The sequence below is a fragment of the Lysobacter sp. Soil_N_23 genome (assembly GCF_057656135.1).
Genome location: NZ_JBDGKY010000003.1, coordinates 1 through 20,337 on the forward strand (window position 1 = coordinate 1; position 20,337 = coordinate 20,337).

12 protein-coding genes are annotated in these 20,337 nt (G+C 60.4%); 3 read left to right on the top strand and 9 right to left on the bottom strand.

What is annotated here, in order from left to right:
- Together AC3A3X_RS03295 and AC3A3X_RS03300 are read right to left on the bottom strand one after the other, a co-directional pair.
- A partial coding sequence (locus AC3A3X_RS03295; RefSeq protein ID WP_487581632.1) for a hypothetical protein occupies positions 1-549 on the bottom strand: 549 nt, incomplete at its 3' end.
- 479 nt (positions 550-1,028) lie between these two features.
- On the bottom strand, positions 1,029-1,796 hold the full coding sequence (locus tag AC3A3X_RS03300; protein WP_487581633.1) for a hypothetical protein: 768 nt from the start codon (positions 1,794-1,796) through the stop codon (positions 1,029-1,031).
- A 32-nt stretch (positions 1,797-1,828) separates the two neighbouring features.
- Between AC3A3X_RS03300 and AC3A3X_RS03305 the strand changes: the two genes are divergently transcribed.
- Positions 1,829-4,297: a TM0106 family RecB-like putative nuclease gene (locus tag AC3A3X_RS03305; RefSeq protein WP_487581634.1), complete on the top strand. Its 2,469-nt coding sequence runs from the start codon at positions 1,829-1,831 to the stop codon at positions 4,295-4,297.
- A gap of 39 nt (positions 4,298-4,336) precedes the next feature.
- Here AC3A3X_RS03305 and AC3A3X_RS03310 read toward each other — a convergent pair whose 3' ends face one another.
- Genes AC3A3X_RS03310 through AC3A3X_RS03320 form a run of 3 tightly spaced genes read right to left on the bottom strand, consistent with a single transcriptional unit; the run spans position 4,337 to position 7,076 of the window.
- The gene (locus AC3A3X_RS03310; RefSeq protein WP_487581635.1) at positions 4,337-5,359 is read right to left on the bottom strand and encodes a CBASS cGAMP-activated phospholipase; all 1,023 of its coding nucleotides are present in this window, start codon (positions 5,357-5,359) and stop codon (positions 4,337-4,339) included.
- Entirely contained in the window at positions 5,356-5,802 is a 447-nt protein-coding gene (locus AC3A3X_RS03315; protein ID WP_487581636.1) for a type II CBASS E2 protein, read from the bottom strand. Before AC3A3X_RS03315 ends, AC3A3X_RS03310 begins: the two co-directional genes overlap by 4 nt.
- Before the next feature lie 5 nt (positions 5,803-5,807).
- The gene (locus AC3A3X_RS03320; protein WP_487581637.1) at positions 5,808-7,076 is read right to left on the bottom strand and encodes a nucleotidyltransferase domain-containing protein; all 1,269 of its coding nucleotides are present in this window, start codon (positions 7,074-7,076) and stop codon (positions 5,808-5,810) included.
- A 452-nt stretch (positions 7,077-7,528) separates the two neighbouring features.
- On the opposite strand from AC3A3X_RS03320, the gene AC3A3X_RS03325 reads away from it, so the two are divergent.
- The gene (locus tag AC3A3X_RS03325) at positions 7,529-7,897 is read left to right on the top strand and encodes a helix-turn-helix domain-containing protein (protein ID WP_487581638.1); all 369 of its coding nucleotides are present in this window, start codon (positions 7,529-7,531) and stop codon (positions 7,895-7,897) included.
- Positions 7,898-7,916: 19 nt separating this feature from the next.
- A complete protein-coding gene (locus tag AC3A3X_RS03330; RefSeq protein ID WP_487581639.1) occupies positions 7,917-8,768 on the top strand; it encodes an ImmA/IrrE family metallo-endopeptidase in 852 nt (283 codons plus the stop codon).
- A gap of 393 nt (positions 8,769-9,161) precedes the next feature.
- Here AC3A3X_RS03330 and AC3A3X_RS03335 read toward each other — a convergent pair whose 3' ends face one another.
- The 4 genes from AC3A3X_RS03335 to AC3A3X_RS03350 all read right to left on the bottom strand — a co-directional run bounded on the left by AC3A3X_RS03335 (position 9,162) and on the right by AC3A3X_RS03350 (position 20,306).
- Complete coding sequence (locus AC3A3X_RS03335; protein ID WP_487581640.1) at positions 9,162-11,870, bottom strand: CARDB domain-containing protein; 2,709 nt, start codon at positions 11,868-11,870, stop codon at positions 9,162-9,164.
- 516 nt (positions 11,871-12,386) lie between these two features.
- Entirely contained in the window at positions 12,387-13,082 is a 696-nt protein-coding gene (locus AC3A3X_RS03340; protein ID WP_487581641.1) for a hypothetical protein, read from the bottom strand.
- Positions 13,083-13,430: 348 nt separating this feature from the next.
- Positions 13,431-14,243 carry a hypothetical protein gene (locus tag AC3A3X_RS03345; protein ID WP_487581642.1) on the bottom strand — a complete coding sequence of 271 codons (813 nt, stop codon included), beginning with the start codon at positions 14,241-14,243 and terminating at the stop codon, positions 13,431-13,433.
- A gap of 453 nt (positions 14,244-14,696) precedes the next feature.
- Positions 14,697-20,306, bottom strand: coding sequence for a DUF3320 domain-containing protein (locus AC3A3X_RS03350; RefSeq protein WP_487581643.1), 5,610 nt, complete (start codon positions 20,304-20,306; stop codon positions 14,697-14,699).
- Between the last annotated feature and the right edge of the window lie 31 nt (positions 20,307-20,337).

The following is a 20,337-nucleotide window of genomic DNA, read 5'->3' on the forward strand; positions in this document are numbered from 1 at the left end:
GTAGCTTTCCCAGCCGGTGTAGGCCATCACGAACGTGTGGGTGCTGTTGCCGATGTCGCGGCTGGTGTAGCTGTAGCCGGTCATCCGCCCCAGGTTGTCGTAGGGGGTGTAGCTGATGGTGGTCCGCCAGCCCAGCACCTCCAGGTTGGTGTGCTGCTCGTCGTAGTGGTCGGGACCGTTGATGGCCTCGTCGTCCACGATCGCCCGCCAGTCGGTGTTGGCATCGCGCAGCTTGCTGACCTGGCTGAGGGTGTTACCGTCCTTGTCGTAGGTGTAGCCCTCATAGCTGTACAGCCAGCCGCTGCGGTCCAGCACCTGGGGGGCGTGCTCCCAGTTGACCCACGAGTAGGTGTCGGTTCTGGAGTAATACCCGCGCGACTCGGTCAGGCGACCGTTGGCGTCATAGCTATAAGCCTTGCTGACGCCATTGCTGGGGCCGCCAAGCGTCTGCGGACTCCAGTCGCGGATCTTGTTGCCGCGCAGGTCGTAGTCGCTGCGCTCGAGGTAGAACGACGCGGCGCCGCTGAACCGAACAAGTGTTGAGCGCACCACACATACGCGGGCAGCGCGAACCGCTAGATCCTGAAGGGTGACGGAGGCGGTGACCCGCCTCGCATCAAGAACACCACGAGAGTCGGCGCATCAGCGAAGGCCCCACGCCCGGACAAGCGGGAGAAAAGCATTCGTGTCTTTGACCTCGGCGGCGAAATGGTGGCCCCTGTCTCCTACTGATCACGTCCCGGGTTGTGGCCCGGAACCCGGGGTACTCTTCCGTGATGCAATGGATAGACCGCCCCCCCTTAACTCCGTGAGGATTAGATCATTTAACGCGTCGACATTGTTCCGGTCGATGTTATACAAATCTGAACCAAGCTTCCAAAGATAACTATGAATTGGGGCAGTCACCTCCGGAAATTCCTGAACGAAAGCGTCTGCTGCTTGCTCAAGGGACAATCCACTTGCGCAAATCTCTTCCAGCACATCCGATGGCGCAGATCCTTCTAGTATTCGCTCGCGAATCTTCATTGTCATGGCCGTTTAAAAATGAACTCTACAGTGGCTCCAGCACGGGTCGGCGTAGGTACGCTGTATCCATAGTGCACAGCCATCTTACCTGTAAACGTCTTCAGGGCAGCTTGCACTGGAGAATAACCCTCAGCCAGCGCACTTTGATACACCTTAAAGTTTGAGCTGCCTGGTAACCAACTTCCCTGGATAGCGTTGACCTTTACTCCATCTCGATTGAGGCGGGTCATTAGTGAGGCAAACATATCCGTCCCGGTACCAAGTTTCTCTCTGTTACCAAGGGCCGCAATTTCGAATTGCAATGTTCCTTCCTTGGTTACGTTCGCTACAAGTCCGTGTGCATTTCGGCCCTTCAGCGGGTTCAAGTACTTATAAGTTCCACCAGCCGTAACTTCAAAAGCATCCGAGACGTCCACTCGTGGAACCGGGATGACGTTCGCTCTTGCCCCTCTGGCTACGTCCTCTAGCTCTCTACCTGCAAGTCTTGCAACATCATCCAATTCACCGTTGGCAACTCGTGCAGCATCGCCCTCCCACCGACTCGCAATCTTCGCTACGTCATCCAACTCATCCACCACCACCGAAGTGAGCTTGACTCCGCCATAGGCAGCGACACCATAACTGCCCAACCCTAGCGCTTCTCCTCCGATCACATCGGCGGCGAACACACCGGCGCCGTATGGGTTGGCGATGATTGCACTGGTTACCGGCCCAGCAAGGGCAAGACCTGCACCTATACCACCAGCTAGGGCGTAGCCACCAACAAGCAACTGACCATCCCGCGCCCACGTCGCATCTGCTATTGCGAGCTCTTCTCCCAAACCCTTCGCGCGGCGACATCTTTCTAGATCTCGAAGGTGACCCATTCGCCGACGAAGGTGGTCGGGAGTACCTGTTCGGTTACTGCTGCCTCGATGCCGATGGCACTGTCGTGCAGACGTCAGACTGGGCCTTCTCGAGGGTGCAGGAGAAGCAAGCGTTTGAGAGATTCGTCGACTTCGCCATTGGACGACTGCAGAGCTACCCGGACCTGCATATCTACCACTTTGCTCCTTACGAGCCAGCGGCTCTCAAACGCATGATGGGACGGTATGCGAGCCGGGAGGAAGAGATTGACGCCTTGCTGCGTTCAGGTCGTTTCGTCGACCTGTATGGGGTGGTTCGCAACAGCCTACGCGCCAGCGTAGAGAGCTACTCGATCAAGCGTCTGGAGCCCCTTTATGGGTTTACACGGCAGGTCCCACTCTCCGAAGCAAACACAGCACTGATCAAAGTTCAGGCGGGGCTTGAGCTCGACGACATCGACCTCATCGATGAGCCCACGCGGGCTGTTGTGGCCGGATACAACCGGGACGATTGCGTCTCGACCTTGAGGCTGCGGGACTGGCTTGAGCAACGGCGCACGGAACTCATCGCCGGCGGCACTGAGGTGCCTCGTCCTGAACCCAATGAGGCCGCCCTCAGCGAAGGCCTGACCGAGTGGCAGCAAAGGGTTGCCGCCCTTGTGCAGCGACTGACGCAGGACGTCCCCATCGAGGTGATAGAGCGCACCCAGGAGCAGCATGCGCGGTGGATCCTCGCACACACGCTCGATTGGCACCGTCGCGAGCAGAAGGCGCAGTGGTGGGAGTATTTCCGCCTATCTGCGCTCTCGGCGGACGACCTCACGGACGAGCGGGCAGGCCTGTCAGGACTTACGTTTGCCGGACCGCAAGGAGGCACGGTTCGTGCGCCGATCCATCGTTATCGGTTTCCACCTCAGGAAACGGAGCTGCGCGGTCGCGAAGATCTGCGTCGGGCCGGCGGCGAGCAATTCGGTTCGGTCAACGCTATCTCGCTGGAGGAGGGCTGGATCGATATCAAGAAGCGCCAGGACAGCAGGGAGATTCATCCAGAGGCCGTGTTCTCACACACTGTCATCAAAACGGCAGTGCTCGCCGAATCCCTGGTGAGGCTTGGTGAGTACGTCGCCGTGCATGGGATTGGCGGCGAAGGCACCTACATGGCGGCGCGAGATCTGCTGGTGCGTCTGGCACCGCGTTTGGGCGGCCAACCCGTCCAGGCTGAGGGGGAGCCACCAATCGATGCCGCTCTCCGCGTGTCCCTGGTCCTGGCCGGAGGGTTCTTCCCCATCCAAGGCCCGCCTGGCGCTGGAAAAACCTACACCGGCGCTCGAATGATCTGCGACCTTGTCGCTGCAGGTAAGACTGTGGGCGTTTGCGCCAACAGCCACAAGGTCATCCGCAACCTCCTGAACGAGGCGGTCCGCGCAGGAGATGAGCGGGGCGTCGATGTTCGGTGCATCCAGAAGGCAGCCGAGGCCGAGCCAGATCAACACCGCCTATGCTTCGCCGAGGGTAATCCCGAACTACTGGCAGCCATCGGCGGGGATGCAAACGTGGCAGGGGCCACGGCCTGGTTCTGGTCATCGCCCGATGCAATGCAATGTGTGGATGTCCTGTTTGTGGACGAAGCCGCACAGATGTCATTGGCAAACGTGCTCGCCATTTCCCAGGCCGCCACCAGTGTTGTGTTGCTTGGCGATCCTCAGCAGCTCGACCAGCCGGTGCAAGGCTCACACCCAGAGGGCACGGATGTCTCTGCCTTGCACCACGTCCTGGGTGAGGACCAAACCATCCCGGCGGAGCGAGGGCTTTTCCTCGAAGAGACGTGGCGTCTCCATCCCCAGATCTGCCAGTACACCTCAGAGGCATTCTATGGCGGCCGCCTGCACCCGAGACCCGGCCTGGAAAACCAGGTCATTCGTTCACAAAGCCGATGCGCCGGAGCAGGCCTGCGGTACCTAGCGGTCCCATCCACCGGGAACCAGAACGCGTCCCCTGAAGAAGCCGAGGCGGTCCGGGCACTGGTGGAGCAGACCCTTAACTCTGGATCGACCTGGATCGATAAGCACGGCATCGAGCACGCCGTAACCCTTCAGGACATCCTCATTATTGCCCCGTACAACGCGCAGGTATATGAGATCAAGGATCTCCTACCAGAGGCGCGGGTAGGTACGGTGGACAAGTTCCAGGGACAGGAGGCGCCAATTGCCATCTACTCCATGACGACATCGAGCCATGGCGACGCGCCACGAGGCATGGAGTTCTTGTACAGCCTCAATCGGCTGAATGTCGCGACATCACGCGCCAAGTGCCTATGTGTTCTGGTGGCGTCACCCTCAGTTTTCGAGGCCACATGCAGGACGCCTCGCCAGATGCAACTGTCCAATGCATTCTGCCGCTTTCTGGAGCTTGCGACGCCAATGTAGGGCGGCGGTGCATATCCGCGTGGAAGCTCACGCGCTCACCTAACAGCACTCAGGTCTGTCTGAGAGAAATGACGTCTGTATCGCCGTTCTGTTGTTCTCGAATGAGGATAGTGCCGCTCCGGGCAAGATCGATCTCGCCCTTTGCCAATCATCCAACTCAATTGGCGGGCCAAATGTTTCCGGAATAATTCTCGAGATGCGCTCGGCGCCGATAAGCAAGCCCGCCTGCCCTAGCGCATTCTGAGATTGAAAGGAAATGGCACCATTGATGACCTTTCTCCATGAAATGAGACCTCCCCACGTCACCATGTCGTTCGATACCGTGAACAACTCTTCGCCGCATCCTAAGCTGAGGACGCGGACCTTGTGGCGGTCAAGGTCGAAACAACTTAGCGCATCCACAACGCCCACCATAATTGGGTTGTTGGCCCAGATCCCACCGTCGACGAACCGGTAGCCACCTGAATCCAAGGGACGGAAGAACGTCGGCGCTGCAGCTGTCGCCATGGCCACCGTCGTCATTAGCTCGTGGCGATCCTTCTTGAAGTCCGGATGATGCGGCGTCTTGAAAACGTACACGTCGCCGAATCGGCCATCACACGACGGGATGCAAAGGCGGCTCTTCGCCTCTCCAAATGTGCGATCGCCAAACGCAGTAACCAAGAGGCCAGAGAGGGTTGCCCGATCATATCGATTGCGGGCGAAGTCCCGCCCCCACTGCCATTTCCGTCCAAGCCAACCGTAGCGCGGCGCGGGAAAGATCTCGCTTCCGTGTTCAATGTAGAGATTTGCGATCTGGCGCGCTGGCATTCCTATCGACAGAGCCAACGCGATGATGCCGCCGGTCGAAGTGCCGGTTATGAGATCAAAGTGTTCAGCCACCGACTTGCCGCCCAGGCAGCGCTCCTCGATCTCGGCGAGGAACAGTGCGGGAAAGATTCCCTTGATGCCTCCGCCATCGATTGAGAGGACCTTGAATTCACGCTTCTCGGGCCATGGCTGCTGAACCCGTCGGTGCGGCAGCGCCGCCTTCGATCTCGGTTCAATGGGCTGATCACTCACTTCGGAATTTCCGGATGCCGTCCGCCCCCAGTCCACTCCCCTGTAGCACGCCAGCCTTCGTAGCTTGCGAGCCAGTCGATGGCCCAGGGAATGGTCGTTTCCGCGATCGCCATGTCAGAGGTCCATTCGTCGGTTGCCGGATCGAACAAGCACAGCCGCGACTTGCGGGGATCGCGCTCGTTCCAGTAGAGGTGAGGAGTGTCTTCCCCGGGCGCGGCGGCGGACGACAGCTCCAGTTCCGGTGATACCAGCGTCACGTTCTCGCCGTACGTCCTTTGTATCTTGAGATTGCCGATGGTTCGACGTTCCACCCTTTCCACACGAACGACATAGGTCTGGGCAAGGGGACGCAGCGGCCCCTCCCACACGACATGCCAACCGCCGTTGAAGACGACGCGGAACGCCGGATAGAGCTGCCGCATCCGTGTGATCTGCTCGGTCATCGACATCATCGGCGTTTGGTGCTCCCGAAGTGGGTGTGCCTCGGCGTCGCACGAGCGATCGCAGGTGCCGCGGAAATGGCACCAAGCGCGGCGGCGGCCGGCGTCGGAAGCACGATGCGTCCGCCCCCGGGCACATGCAGGGAGCGTCCTTCGACGATTCGATCGCCGATGCCTTGGGTTAGGTGCTTCACCGCCGCCAAGGTGGCCTTCTCGCCGAACAGTTCGGCCAACGTAGTCTGCATCCTGGCAAGATCACACTCCCCCTGCAGGGATTCGAGCCTCTCGACGAACAGGATCAAGTCGTTGAGGAACACGCGCTGGGCGGAGATCTGACCGGGCCAGCGATCCGTGAAGAGGTCCGGATGACAGGTGGGGTTGCGCACCTCCAGAACCCGTCCGTCCCGCTGCGCGGCGGCAAGGAGATCGCGAAGCTGCGATGCCTGGAAGATCAGTTCCTCTGACAGGGTCGCCGTCCGCCCTGCATTGTCAGCGACCACCTTCGCCATCATCACCGATGGGGGACAACGCCCGTCTCGTTGGTCGTAACGAACGTTACGGAAACGCTTCATGAGCTGCAGGCTGATCACCGCCATGGACTTGGCATGGATCGGCTCCTGATCTGGGACCGGCTCGACTTCTGCCTCAGCAACGAGAAGGGAGGCCTCGTATGCCCTGGCCCGCGCGATGAACGCCGCCTCGAACGAATGGTCCGCCGGCGTTTGTGCGATGAAGTGCTTCGCGAAGCCCCAGGGGTTCGCGATGATCCTCCTGTCCTCAAGGGTCGCGTAGCGCTCGGGTGCGTGAAAGATGTAGCCGCACTTCTCCTGGAGCTCCGGGATACGCACCATCGGCGTTACGTCCAGATGCATGCCGTCGGCATATAGGACTTGAATGCACCGAGTGCATCGATTGGTCTTGCTGTAATAGCGAGAGCCGGGCTCTCCTCGGATCGCCTGCTCCAAGATGTCCAGCATCTTGTGCGGCGGAGTGTCCGCAGGAAAATCCAGAACCGCGATCAGATCGATGTCGAACTCATCGTTCTCGAGCTTCGAAGAAATCGTTGCGCCGATCGCCATCGAGCCTTGGGGATGGAACAGCTGGACACGGTCATGCAGAGGGCTGCCGTCCCGCTCGATATGTTCGCCGACGGCGCGGTACCGTTCCACGGCCTTCTGATAGTTGGTCTCGCTGAGCTGGACACGGATGGCGATGTCAGCCAGCAAAGCGTCGAGTGTCTCCGCCAGGGGAGACGTGAAGTTCACGAGATTGTTCATGTGTTCCTCTGCCGGCTGATGGGAGGGCGTCGCGATCAGATTGAAGCTGATGACCGTCGCACTGGTCGCGACGCCGATGCCTCACTTGGTCTTAGTCGGGTCGACCAAGGTGTAGGTCGAACCGCGGCTGGGTGTCGGAGGCAGCGGTTCCCCACGGACAACGGTCCGCTCGGGCCCCTGTCCGCCACGAGGGCCGTTGATCTGGTACTGGCCGGAACGAGGAGCTGACTGTCCGGGGCGAAGACCTGTAGTGTTTTTGCTCATATGGGCGTCTCGTTTCAATTCCAGGCAACGCCTGGGGTCTAGAAAAACCGCCCGGAGGCGGTGCCGTTACCGAGCCAGGCAACACCTCGTCGTTAAAAAAAGCCGCTTTGTGCGACGCAGACGGTGTTTCAAGCTCAGGCAACAGCCTATACTTCGCGCCGACGACATACAACCCCCCAGGAGAGAGAGTGGATTTCGGGACCTACATTGCCGAGCTTAGAGAGAAAAAAGGCTTCAGTCTCAGGGAGTTAGAGAAGCGAGCCGGGGATCTGAACCACGTCTACATCTGGCGACTTGAGAAGGGCGACCGTGATGCGCCCTCGGAGGAAACTCTCGACAAACTGGCGAGGGCCCTCGAACCCAGTCCGCGGGAGTGGGAAATCGCACTCCTCCTCCTCAAGACCGACCTAGACGATCATCTCTACCGTATAGCGCGAGATTGCCCCGAGTTCTCAATAAGCGAAATCGAACCTGTGGCCACGATGAGCATGCGGGGCAACAGGCCGACAGATGAGGCGAGTTGGATACGCCTGATAGAGTTCGTGAGGGACATCTAGGAGCTGGCTGGGCCACAGCATGGAAGAGTTGGTCGCGATCGGTCGCGCGCGGAAGCTGATAGCAGCAATCCAGACTCCTCCGGTAGACGTCCAGGCGCTGATCGCAGCGCACGGCATGGTGTTCAAGGAATCTGACCGGCTTCAGCCTGGAGAGGCAGGCAACACCCTGACCAAAGGCGGGACCACCTACATCATCGTCAACAAGAACGATGATCCGTACCGCCGTCGCTTCACCGCGCTCCACGAGCTTGCACACAACGTGCTGCAACTTCCATCGAAGCACAGCCCAGGTCTTCCTTCGAGCGAACTCGAGCGCTTTTCAGGCCGCCCGGCCGAAGAGCGCATCTGCGATGTATTCGCCGCCGAATGTCTCGTGCCCTCGCACTTGATCCGGCCCCTCGTCGCCGAGTCCGCCTTCTCTGTTGATCTTCTGTTCGATCTGAGCGACACGTTCCAGGCTTCGAAGCAGTGCATCGCGTCAAGCTACGTGCGGAACTCCAAGGAGCTCGTGGCCTACGTCTACTCAGAACGTGGAAAGGTCCATCATGTTCTGGCTTCATCCGCCCTGCGCGACGCTAGGATATTTGTTGATTATGGAATGCTGCCCACTGAGTCGGCCGCTGCCATCGCGTACGCAGCAAACGTCACACGCGGCCGTGCCGAACTCGATGGATCAGACTGGAGCGCGAGCGATGCAGCGCTCGACTATGTTTGCCATGAGGAAGCACTCTGTGCACCGGCATGGAGCCAGGCACACTCGCTCCTGACCTTTGAGCGGATATCTAGAACCGACCGGCGCGAGATTGTAGATAACGACGAAGACGAGTTGCTTTCTGAGATGACCGGCCGCCTAAGCTGGAAGCGACGCTAGTTGGCCGATGCTGCTTAGACGGCTCTTGATCGAAAGTAATCTTTCCGGCATGGCTTCCGCCATATCCCGAGGCACGATCGATCAGAGCGATTCGCCGATCGCATTGCCGGGCCAAATTGACCCATGCAATCGCCTTAGACCTTCTGGAACTTAAGACCCAGCGGCTGCCTTCCGGCCGGTTTCTAATCACTCCAAACCCGGCCTTCCAGGTTCGGAATTGGATCGTCTATTAGCTCGTTGGAGCAACTATTAGCTCCTCCTCCCACAGATCGCGACCTTGATGGAGCGGCAGACACGCTACGTCATCCGGGTGAAGGTCATAGCTCTGGCACGTGTGCTAGTAGGCGGGCGATTTGACCCCACTGCTGATCGCTTCGGATCGCACCATCGAAGTCATCTCGAACTCCGGAGCGACGTGGTGTTCCGGTCTAAGCTCGTACGTCCCTTGACACCCCGACCGGCGCTCTTTGCACCGGCGACCTTCACCGTTTTGCTCCAGCAGTCGGCGTACCCAAGCGCCGGTACGTAGTAGGCGTCCACGGCGATCGCGTCGGCAGGGATCTCAGCCGAGAACGCACCGGCTTTCAGCTTCACGGCCTGGTAGTGATAGAGCATGCCCTTCGATTCCCCTGATTTGCGCTGCTTTCGGCTCGATCGCACGATGACGCGGCCGGGCACCGGCGCCTTTCCTTCAAGGGTGACAACAAGCCCTCTAGCTGTGCCGCGTCCGGCATTGAACCGCCCGAAACGAGTGGACTTGCCCGTGACGATCTGGGCTTCCGCACCGCCAAGCACGTCAATCTTGTGTCGCGGCGAGTCGTTCGGATCCTCGATCCGAGCTAGGACGCCGACCCGATTCGGCGCGCGCATACTTTGACGCACCTGCCCTAGCATCGGGCGCGGGTAGACCTTGTTCGTGAGATTGTCGGGTGCGAACTCAAACATTAGCGTAACTTTCTTTGTTTCGCCGGGATCTAGCCATACGGACGTCGCGTCGATATAGGCTCGGTAAGCAGGATTCGTTTGCCCGGGTTGCAGGAACACCCGCGTGGCAATTGGATATGGATTGCCTACCTCTATGACTGTGGTTTCCCGTGACGGAATCGACGTGGCGGAAATGAATCGGTCGTAGTTGGACTGCGCGATGTTGTTGAGCTCAGTCATCTCCACCGTCGGAATAGCGGGTGGCGTAGCCGGCGTGCTGTAGAGCGGTATCCGCACAATGACGCAGTAGTGGCCATCGCCGGGAGGAACCCAGCTGGTCTGGAACTCAACAGTTGCGCCAGGCCCGATATCCCGAACGTCCGTCCCAATAAATGCCTCCGGTACGCCGCCAACGTTGAAATTCTTGACGTAGAAGTTCACACGGACCTGCGGTGCCGCCATGTTTCCGTTGTTCTTGACCTTGGCGACAATCGTGTTCGCATTGCCAGCCCACGGAACGTTGAACCACGTAGCGTCGGCTTGATTGCGTGCATTGCGAACTTCGATATCGGGGCTTTGCCACTGTCGATCGGGACTTGCGGGCCAAGGCCGTATCGAGGGATCTGGCTTCGAAAGCACCCCGTAGCGAATACGAAGATCGGCCTTGTTCGCATCAATCCCGCTCACATCCACCCGAAAGTCCGTGGGATAGGTCGGATCCGAATAGTCGGTCTCCCGGTAGTCCTCGCCGTTTGAAAGCGCTGCCCCTTGGCTGTCTGTATCTGGTGGCAGCAGCAGCAATCCGGGGCGCGAGAACGGCGGCGTGTATGGTGGTGACACGACATCGCTGCCGAGTACGACGCCGTCTTCCGGTAGTGCGCGATCGCCAATCTGCGTCGCTTGGCCTCGGCGATACTCGAAATAGTAGTTCCAGCCATCGGCGATACGAATTTCGACGCCGGTATGGCGTCCAGCCGCCGGCGCACCCAGCTCGATTGGATGCAGCGTGATCGTCTGGTCTACCGTGCCACCAAGCGAAGAGAAGTCGAAGGATTGCACCCACCCAGCTTGAACCCACCCGAGCATGAGTCGGTGCGCAATTGTGAAGTGGGGCATCGGATCGTCCCAGTCCATCATTTCCCACGAACCGAGATTGCGCCCCGCTACGGATGGCGCGTACTGATCTCCGAGTCCGAGATTGTGGCCGAGCTCGTGAGAGAACGTGTCGAAGATCTCGCGGTTACCGACGGCTCCCCACTCGTTCGGCATGGAGATCACGCCGAGCGTCCGATTGCCTTCAGCGGTGGTGAACATTCCACCGTTTGCATAAGGCCAAGCTCGCTGCTGTGGTGGACCGTCCACTTGCTGCGAGATGCAGGCGAGTGTATCGAACTGCGTGTAATCGATCAGCCCATCCCCGGCCGTGACGCATGCCTGCCAGTAGCCGGCGGCCGGTGCCCAGCTGCCGTTTGAGTCCAACGCGAAGTAGTCGCTCCAGGCGCCTGGGAGTTGGACAGGGCCGAATACCTGGGCCGAGATGTCGAAGTTGCCGTACGAAACCTCCCGGAAGTACTCGCGAACGCTGCGTGTGACGCCACCGTCGACGACTCCGTTGATGATCTCATCCATCCAGCGATCCAGAAATCCCTGCACTGTCGGGCCGTCTGACGAATAGCGCTGATCGGACGTGTCCACCAGCAGCACGGCAATTCGACGAGTGCCGGTCGCAGGCAGGACATTCACGTTCTGCGGTCCGGCACCGCCACCACCCCATGCGGCGCCGGCGACGTAACCACCGTTCGAACCGGTGAACCATAGTGGCGGGCCAGACTTGGTGTCCCGCCAGAGCGCATCTACCTCGAACTTTCCGGACCAGACGATCGCGTTCGTAGGCTTGTGCTTGACATGTATGGCGTACGTCCCAGGCTCGAAGCCCACCAGCAGCATGAAGTGGGGCCGTTCTGGATTGAACGACCGATCCCGCGAGGGAGAGACGAGTCCGCCCTTCGGCCCGTCGGGGACGATTAGTTCGAGGTCGTCGAATGCCAAGCCAGAACCGAGCTTGACCGGTATGCGATGAAACGAGCCGACAAACAACGCAGTGCGCGGCATCTGCAGTGCGACAGTCCTCTTTGTCACCTTAGGCGCGACTGGCTTCAATGGGGCTTTCCTGGCCATCTCGACTCCTCCGATCATCTCCGCCTGTGGCGCGTAGTTGGTCCATGGTTCTCAGTCTCCGCTGCCACCCCCTATGGCGAGACTCTCCAAGGTGCTACGAGATTGCGCATCGCTGCCCAAGCTCGAAGGCCCTTACGATCTTGCGAACGCAAGGGATGGTTTGGCCGCGGCCACCGTTCGTCGGCGCATACAATCGCCAGTCGGCGCACGCGGACCAGGTCAAGGCCCTCTCAAGCGGTCACTTCGGCTCGGAAGCTGGCCTTGGCATCGGCCTTGCGGCCTGACGACACCGGTTTCCGCACTCGGCAAAGGGCAGCCCCTGGAAACATGGTTTCGGATCTTGTGCTACGCCCGCTCGGCCCTCTGCAGCGGCTGTGCTTCCTAAGTCCTACCGCCCCTTTAGCGATCGTTTACTACGCCAGGCTCAACGCAGCCGTCGCGGCCGGCAAGGGCAGAGAACCCCATGGCCCGCCGAGGGGTTTGACATGACCTTCGCGGTCGACCACGAAAAATCAACTAGAAGACCCTTGTGAGGGTATCGTCGAAGCCGGCCAGAACCTCCTGAAGGCGCTTGTACTTCTCGTCGCTCAGAGCTTCCGCCACTCGCACTTCGATGGAACTGCTTTTATGCAGCACCAAGTCGCGGCTCCAAATGGACGCTGTTCCCATCACGCAGGTCGCATACGAGACGTCAACCCACCTTCGGTTCAGGTCTTCGAGCAGGTGTGCATTGCGGCCGACGAAGCGTCTTACAGCCGTTCTTATCTCGTTTTCAGCGTCACTCCCGGACTTGACCAGCTGACCTACGCCGGACCTGACACAACTCGACACATCGATGAACAAGACGCCGACCGCCTTGTCGTTGCCGCTCTCCATCGACGTTGCCAACTGCTTGGCGGCATACTTGATGCGCTTACTCAGCTGCTTCTCCGACACAAGGCGCTTGCATTCGGCGCGGACAACTACACCTTCGCGCCTCGCCAAAACATCGCTCGTGTCATCAAAGTCGATGGAATAGCCCACCAGGTGGAAACGGGCGGCTACCAGTAGTTCGAAAAGGAAGTTGCGTGAGGCCCCCGCGACCTCGAGGTCGGGCACATCTTCGCCCGAGACCACCTTCGACAGTGTCAGGATGAAGTTTGGATGCCTGACGTGCTCGAAGCATTTATAGACTTGGAAGATCTCAATGCACTCGCGGTAAGCGTGGGTCAACCTGCCCCACAACTGCCTACCTTCGACCGATATTGGGTCGTGTCCGTCACGATAGAACTTGTTGATGTGTTCTCGTAACGCGCGTATCGCGAATTGGTGGCAGGCAGTCCCAATGCCGTCATCCAGGCGATTACATTGGGGAGCTCCTTCATTATCTGATCTTCGGTAGTTACCGCTTTTGCCATGTCTGAATCTCTAGTTCTTGTTACCCCCTAAGTCAGCTCCCATCTTTGAGATTGGCCGCCGAAAGATGGTTCTGGCCGAAATCCGAAGCGGGACGTTCGCTAGCCCCTTCATAGCCGGACCTCCGGCCACTGCTTTGACCGGCATCGCCGACTCACACCGCCACTAGAAAGCTTCGGGAAGATGCGTCCGAGCGTGCTCGATCTTCGTCGCCAAGACGGTCTTGAGGTCGGGTGATGCCCAGATGACACCGCAGATCTCTGCCATGTCGGCGCGCCAGTTCAACCCGTGCTGCAGGGCCCACACGTATCTTGTATCCCAGAGGGCGCTACCGCTCATGCCTTTCGCATTGGGCAAGGGTACGTCCTCATTGTCATGTGCACGCTTGGCCACAGTCGGATACCAAACGCCGATGTGATAGTTCGGATCGAAGGCATTGTGTTCGACTTCTTCATCTGGCATCCGCTGGGAGACCATCGGCAGTGATCGCACCTGAATGTGTTCGAATGCCGAGGTGATCAAGTCCTTCTTTTGGAGAGGATCGCTTCGTTCTGACCGGTACCCGGGATATCCCCGCCAGAACAGCAACTCCTTGTCAACTGCACGAAACTCAGGCGCGATCAGTTCCGGCAAGGCGATACGACTAGCAGGAGGCGCCACGTCGATCGTGGATCCGATGGGAATGGCGCTCACGTCGATCGGATACCCCTTCAACTGTGGCGTCCCAAGCACTGCATGGTAATCGGCGTCCCACACTGGCAGATGTGCCAGGCGCCCACCTCTGGGGACGTCCGTAACGACGTGGGCGGCCGTCAACAGCCAGGCTACGTCACGCCCCTGCACGTACGTACCACTGCCCCACGCAACACCAGTGCCGAATTCTTCCGACATGGTGATAGGAGTTACAAAGCGCCCCACGTACTCCATCATGCTCGCGCTCACAGCAGCGCAGGCCCCGTCCCATTCATCTCGCGTCATCGAGTGTCCGTGTGGCAAGTGGTCTGCTTGAGGTTATTGTGGCTGCGGCAGGCAGGCAAGACTGCTCATGGCGCCGGCCGCAACCGTGGCGGCACCGGACGCTGGAACCGTCGTTGTCCATGCCGGTCATGACCGGGCCGCGCCGAAAAGGACGCTGTTCGAGCATGCTTGACACTGAAACACGGTGTCCTTGGCACCGGTCCAATGCCTTGCCGAAAATCGCCACATCCTCGCTTCCGGAGCGCAACGATGCATTGCCGCCTGCCCGCCGCGCCTGTGCCTGGCGCGGCGGCCGTCTCTGATCCGGGCACCGCTGCGGCCGATGCGCTGATCAGTTGACTTGAAGCCCGTCTCCGCACAGGGAGCAATCGAGTTCCTTGGTCGTCCACCAAACGCCGACGCCCCGCTTCCGGCGGCAGGCGGCAGGCGGCAGGCGGCAGGCGGAATAAGGGCTCAACCTGGCGACGAAAGCACCAGGACCCCATTGCGGAGCTCCAAAGTGCCTTTCGCAGTCAGCGCTTGCGCACGCTCAACCAGCACCGCTCGCAGCTGAGCACTCGTGGTGCGATAGCCCAGCCTCCTGGACACATGCAACGACACCTCGTCCAACGTCGCGCCCAGGTTCTCCTTCACCAGGTTCCCGATAGCAACATCGATCTCCATGGGCGGGAGCAATTCGGGCCTCCGCAGCGTGGTCGATATCACCTCACTTCGATCCCGAACCGGGATTTCGCGACCACGCCAGAGCAGGAATTCACCATCTCGAGCGACCATACCCTCTCGAACAGCAAGATGGATTCCGTCATCTACCGCTGCCTGAATTCGTCCGCCCGCCCGCTGCAAGTCCCAAAGCTTGCGAACGCGGGCCACCACTTCCGTGCGATGGATCGGCCCTTCAACTTGCACGACGTCCCGAACTATCGCGGCCATTCGCGTTGCCGGCACTAAGTGAAGCTCATACTGTTGCCTAGGCACCGCGAATGAGGCTTCCACATAGGCCTGTGCAGGCGAAGTCTCTGCAGCTACGAGTCCAACCTCCACATAGTCATCGTGTTCGGTGCTTTCGAAGTCCACCGGAACTGCCCGGCTCCGGGATACCGACTCCATTGCCAGCGGGTCGGGCTCAGCCTTAGCGACCTCGATCACAGCCACGAGCGCGTCCAGCTCCGAGGAGGGTCGGCGGAACCATTCCGCACTCCATATCCGGTGCACATTCCAGCCCTTGTCGCACAGCGCCTGCTCACGCAGACGATCCCGATCGCGCGCACTCCTCGCGTCGCGATATGAACCACCGTCGCACTCAATTCCCAACACGTATCGACCAGGCTTCTCGGGATCAGCGATTGCGATGTCGACGAAGAATCCGGCCACGCCCACATTCGTGTGCAGGTCGTAGCCCCTCGCCCTGAGAGCGGCGGCCACCTCCTGCTCGAATACGCCTTCCTTCTGCTGATCCTGTTCGGCAATGATCTGCATTCGGCCCGTGCGCGCGTAATGCATGAAGAGCTTCAATGCTGCCGTTCCCTTGCCGCGACCGCGCTCCAAGTCGATGTCCTCGTCCGTGATGGAGGAGAACACCTCGCAGCGCGACTTCGCCCGACTGATCAGCACATTGAGACGCCGCTCGCCACCCTCGTTGCTCACCGGTCCGAAGTTCATGCTGACATTGCCATGGACATCACGCCCATAGCCGATGGAGATCAAGATCACATCCCGCTCGTCGCCCTGGATGTTCTCGAGGCTCTTGACGAAGAAAGGTTCATGCGCGTGCGCTGCGAAGAAGCCCTCCGTCTCCGGGTGCTGCCGCCGCAGTAGCTCAATCTCATCGAACACCGCGCGACGTTGCTGGGTCGAGAAGGTGGCAACTCCGAGTGTGAGGTGCGGCGTGATCAGAGCATGGGCGATCACCGCCATGGCCACCGTCTTGGCTTCTTTAGGATTCGTGCGGGTATTGCCGCGATCGTAGACGGCCTCAGGGATGTGGTGGAAGCGCAAACCCACGCCGGCCTCCCCTGTGTAGGGGCTTGGAACGATGAAAAGCTTGTTGTCGTAGAACTCACGATTGGAGACCGCGATCAGGGATTGGTGGCGACTGCGGTAGTGCCAGCGAAGCATGCGTTCGGGCAGCCCTCTCGCCCGGCACAGGCCCAAAATGCTCTCCACATCAGCAGCTTGTGCACCATCGCTATCTTGCGGGTCTCCGCCATCACCCAGTGCCTTGGCAAAGAAACGAGTGGGCGGCAGTTGGCGCTCGTCGCCGACAACAACGATTTGTTTCGTCCTGGCGATAGCGCCCAGTGCATCGATGGGCTGGACCTGGCTGGCCTCGTCGATCACTAACAGATCAAACGCCACGGCTCCTGGCGGCAGAAACTGCGCCACCGACAACGGGCTCATCATGAAGACGGGCTTGAGCGCCTGGATCGCCGGCGCAGCTCGCTCCATAAGGACCCGGATGGGCAGGTGCGACTTCTTCTTCGCCATCTCGCCCATCAGCACGGCGGTAGGGCCTGCCGCACCACCTCGCTGGGGAATGTTTGCGCGATGCACCTGGATCACCTGGCGACGGGCCAGATCGATGCGATCGCGATCAAGCTTGCTGAAGCTCTCGACCAGCTCGGTCTGACGCTTGCCATCAAAGTGGCCAAGGGCCCGATCACGCGCCACCATGGCGGCCAGCACCGCCTCGAGGTATGCCAAGTCGAATGCCCCACGTGCACGCTCCGGATCGAGCGCGCCTTGGCCAAGCGCCTCGACGAAGCCACCTAGCCCTTGCCGCTGAGCGACCTTCACCCTGGCTAGATAGGCGACCCACTGTGGCAGCCCTTCTGGGTCGGCCTCCCATGCACGCAGCTGCTGCCTGGCGGCCGACACCGAGGCCTTCATAGGCTGTGGATCTACAGACTGGGAGCCAGCGAAAGCCAGTGTGGCGAAAAGCGCTGCCAGCTCCCCCGCCAGCGCCCCACCCTCGGCAGTTCGCGCCTGCGCTTGCGCTCGCTTCCCAGCGGGGTCGTGAATGGATGCCGCCAGGTGGCGCAGCGCACCGTTGGCATGCATCCAAGCCAGCGCCGCGCCAAGTGCCGGGGCTTCGGACTCGGCAGATCGCCACAACTGGCCGAACGCCGCCTGCCCGATTGACTCCATACGACCAAGCTGCCTGCGGGCTGCCTGCTCTTGTTCAAGCAGCGCAATACGCTCACGGGCTTGGACCACCGTGAGCTGATCGCTACCGATCAGATGCGCGGCAGCATCCGATAACGCCGCAAAGGGGGCTGTGCGGGTTCCGATGAGGGGCAAAGGCACGTTGGGGAGAGAGGTCTCTTCGCCCCAAAGATTCTTTCCCTCCGCCAGGAGCGCCTCGTGCACGGGCGCCAGGGCTTTCTGGATCCGCTCAACCTGGGGGCGCAGCCGGGCAGCCAGCTCTGCTGCGAGGGCACGATCGGAGATGTTAGCCAACTGCTCGCGAACGCCGGCACCTAGGGGTCGCAATGTGCGCATCCATGCAACCACGCCGCGCATGTACGCGGGGTTCGACCGATCCCGCTCCCAGTTCGACCCGAACGCTTCCGTCCCTTGCGCGTCGCTCTCCTGGACGCGCTGCAATGCAGCCTGGCCATCTAGCAGCTGATCGAGCGCAACCAGCATCTGCTCCCCAGGCAGCTTGGGATTGGAGAGCTGCGCCCGCACCATGCGATTCGCGCTGCGCCACTCCCCACTCAAAAAGCGCAACCAGCTTCCGCTGCGGCTGGCCAGCTGCCCGCGTGCATCTTCCAGATCCTTCGACCAGGCACTTTCGCGGAAGATACCGGCAACATCCTTCCTCGTAGCCTGCACGCGCTCAACCGACTCGACCACGCCTTCGACGGTATCGACTCCGCGCTCCCAGATCCGTGCGACAAGGGCGTCGCGATCCAGCTGCGGGATGGTGGTGGCACGCTCAGCGATGGCAAACAGCCGCATCGCGCTGTTCAAGGTCGGCTCCGGAGGTTCGGAGACAAGCTGCCCCAACCGCGCGAGATCGGGCGCTAGCGACGTCAGGTCCCGATGCACCCCGGCAAGTACCGCGAGCTCCGACCCAAGCCCAAACGAAGAAGGCAACTGGGCAAGCGTGGCATTGCCATTGGTCCAATCCAGATCGCGCGCAGCATCACTGATCAGCGCCTGAGTCGAGCCTCTCAATTCCTGCGCTTGAATCAGGCAGTCAAGTGCCTCCTCGATCGTATCGATCTGCTCCCATACCGGGTCCGCGAAGGTGGCAGCGCCGAGCGCTGGCGCGGCAAGCAGGTTCTCACACACGCTGACGGCTGCTGCGCATGCACCAAACCGGTCGGGCGACGGCAACGTCAGTTCATCATGCAAGCGCGTCGCCGCACTCTGCCAGCCGTCCAGGCGATCGGCCAGTGCACCGACCTCTTTCACCAGGCGATCAACCTCGTTGGGCAAGAGGACGTCATTGCCTACGCCAGACCAGGCATGATGCGCTGGCGTGCCCATGTGCTTGATACGCTCGCCGATATCGATCAGGAGCTTGCGGCGCAGGTCGACCTCGTGGGGTGCCCACTTCAAGGGATCCACTAGGGCCACATTGTCGGTGGAATAGCTCTCCCGGCGCAGGCGTACCAGTTCGCCAAAGACGTCGTAGGGGGTCAGCGCGGCCGGCAGCAGCACACGGTGCACGCGCTGCGCATGAGCATTAAGCTCAGCCTGCCGCTCGGCAAGTTGCTGCACAATCGCGCCCGCCTGCTCCTGCGAGGAGCCCGCCAATTGCCAGGTAAGACGCAGATCTTCCAGCAGGGTTCGCTTGTTGGCCTTGTTGCTGTGGAGCTCCAAGCACGCCTTGCCGATTCCTACTTGATCAAGGCGACGCTTGACCACCTCCAATGCCGCAAGCTTCTCCGCCACGAACAGGACGCTCTTGCCTGCAGCGATGGCGCCTGCAATGACATTCGCGATGGTCTGGGATTTGCCGGTGCCAGGCGGCCCCTGGACCACCATGCTGTGTCCGTTTATTGCATCGTGCACGACCAGCGACTGGGAGCTGTCGGAGTCCACTACATGGCGCATGCGCTCGGGTGTGATCTCGCCATCGATGTCCAGGTCTTCGCCAGACAACGCGGCCCCTGGGAAGCCATCGGAAACCACGCCACGCAACATCGGGATGGCTTCAAGCCCGCCGCTCCCCTGCCAAAGCGTCGGGTCAAGGTCGCGATACATCATGAACTTGGCAAACGAGAATAGGCCAAGCACCGCGTCATTTGGCACGATTGCCCAATCTGGCTTGTCCTCAATCAAAGCTGCAATCGACGCAAAATAGGCATCGATGCTGAGTGATTCGAAATCACTGATGTCCGGCAAACGCAACTCAAACTGTCGCTGCAAGAACAACTGCAGCGACAGGTTTGCCTGGATATCATCGCCCTGCCAGCGCAGATGGAACTTCTCGCCCGCGTTGCTGCGCTCAAGTGCCACGGGGACGAGCACAAGGGGGGCGTAGCGGTCGACTTTTGGCGTGCTCGGGGCACGCCACTTCAGATAGCCGATCGCCAAGTAAAGAACATTGATGCCTTGCTCTTCCTGCAAAGTACGCGCATCGATATAGAGATCGAGCAGACGCTTCTGCAAACCGGCGGGGGTCAGGCGCGTCGTCAGATGCGCGTCCCAATGACTGACCACTCGGCCGTGCTCATCCAGTTCGAGATCGGGCTGGGCCAGAAGCTCTGGATCCTCTGGGGTTTCGGACAACATCATGTCATCCAGCTCGATCCCCTCCTCAAGCTCGGGGAGCTCTTCGCCTGCCTGCGCCGGATCAGCGCGCCCGGGAATGAAGGTAAAGCGCTTACCCTCAACGACCAAGGTTTGATACATCACCTTGGCCAGCTCGTTGATGACCTCGACCGTTTTCGCTCGACCTGTGCGAGGGGTATTCAACAGGCGGTTTCGAGTGGACAGATCCAGTAGCTCTAGGCGAGCGCGGTTGACCTTATCCACCAGCGGCCCTGCTTCCCGCAGAACCGAGCCACTCTCCGGGGCGGACGAGGCCGCCTCCCCTTGAAGTCGTTCCATCGCGCGTACCCCTACCGCCCCCTGGCGGCGG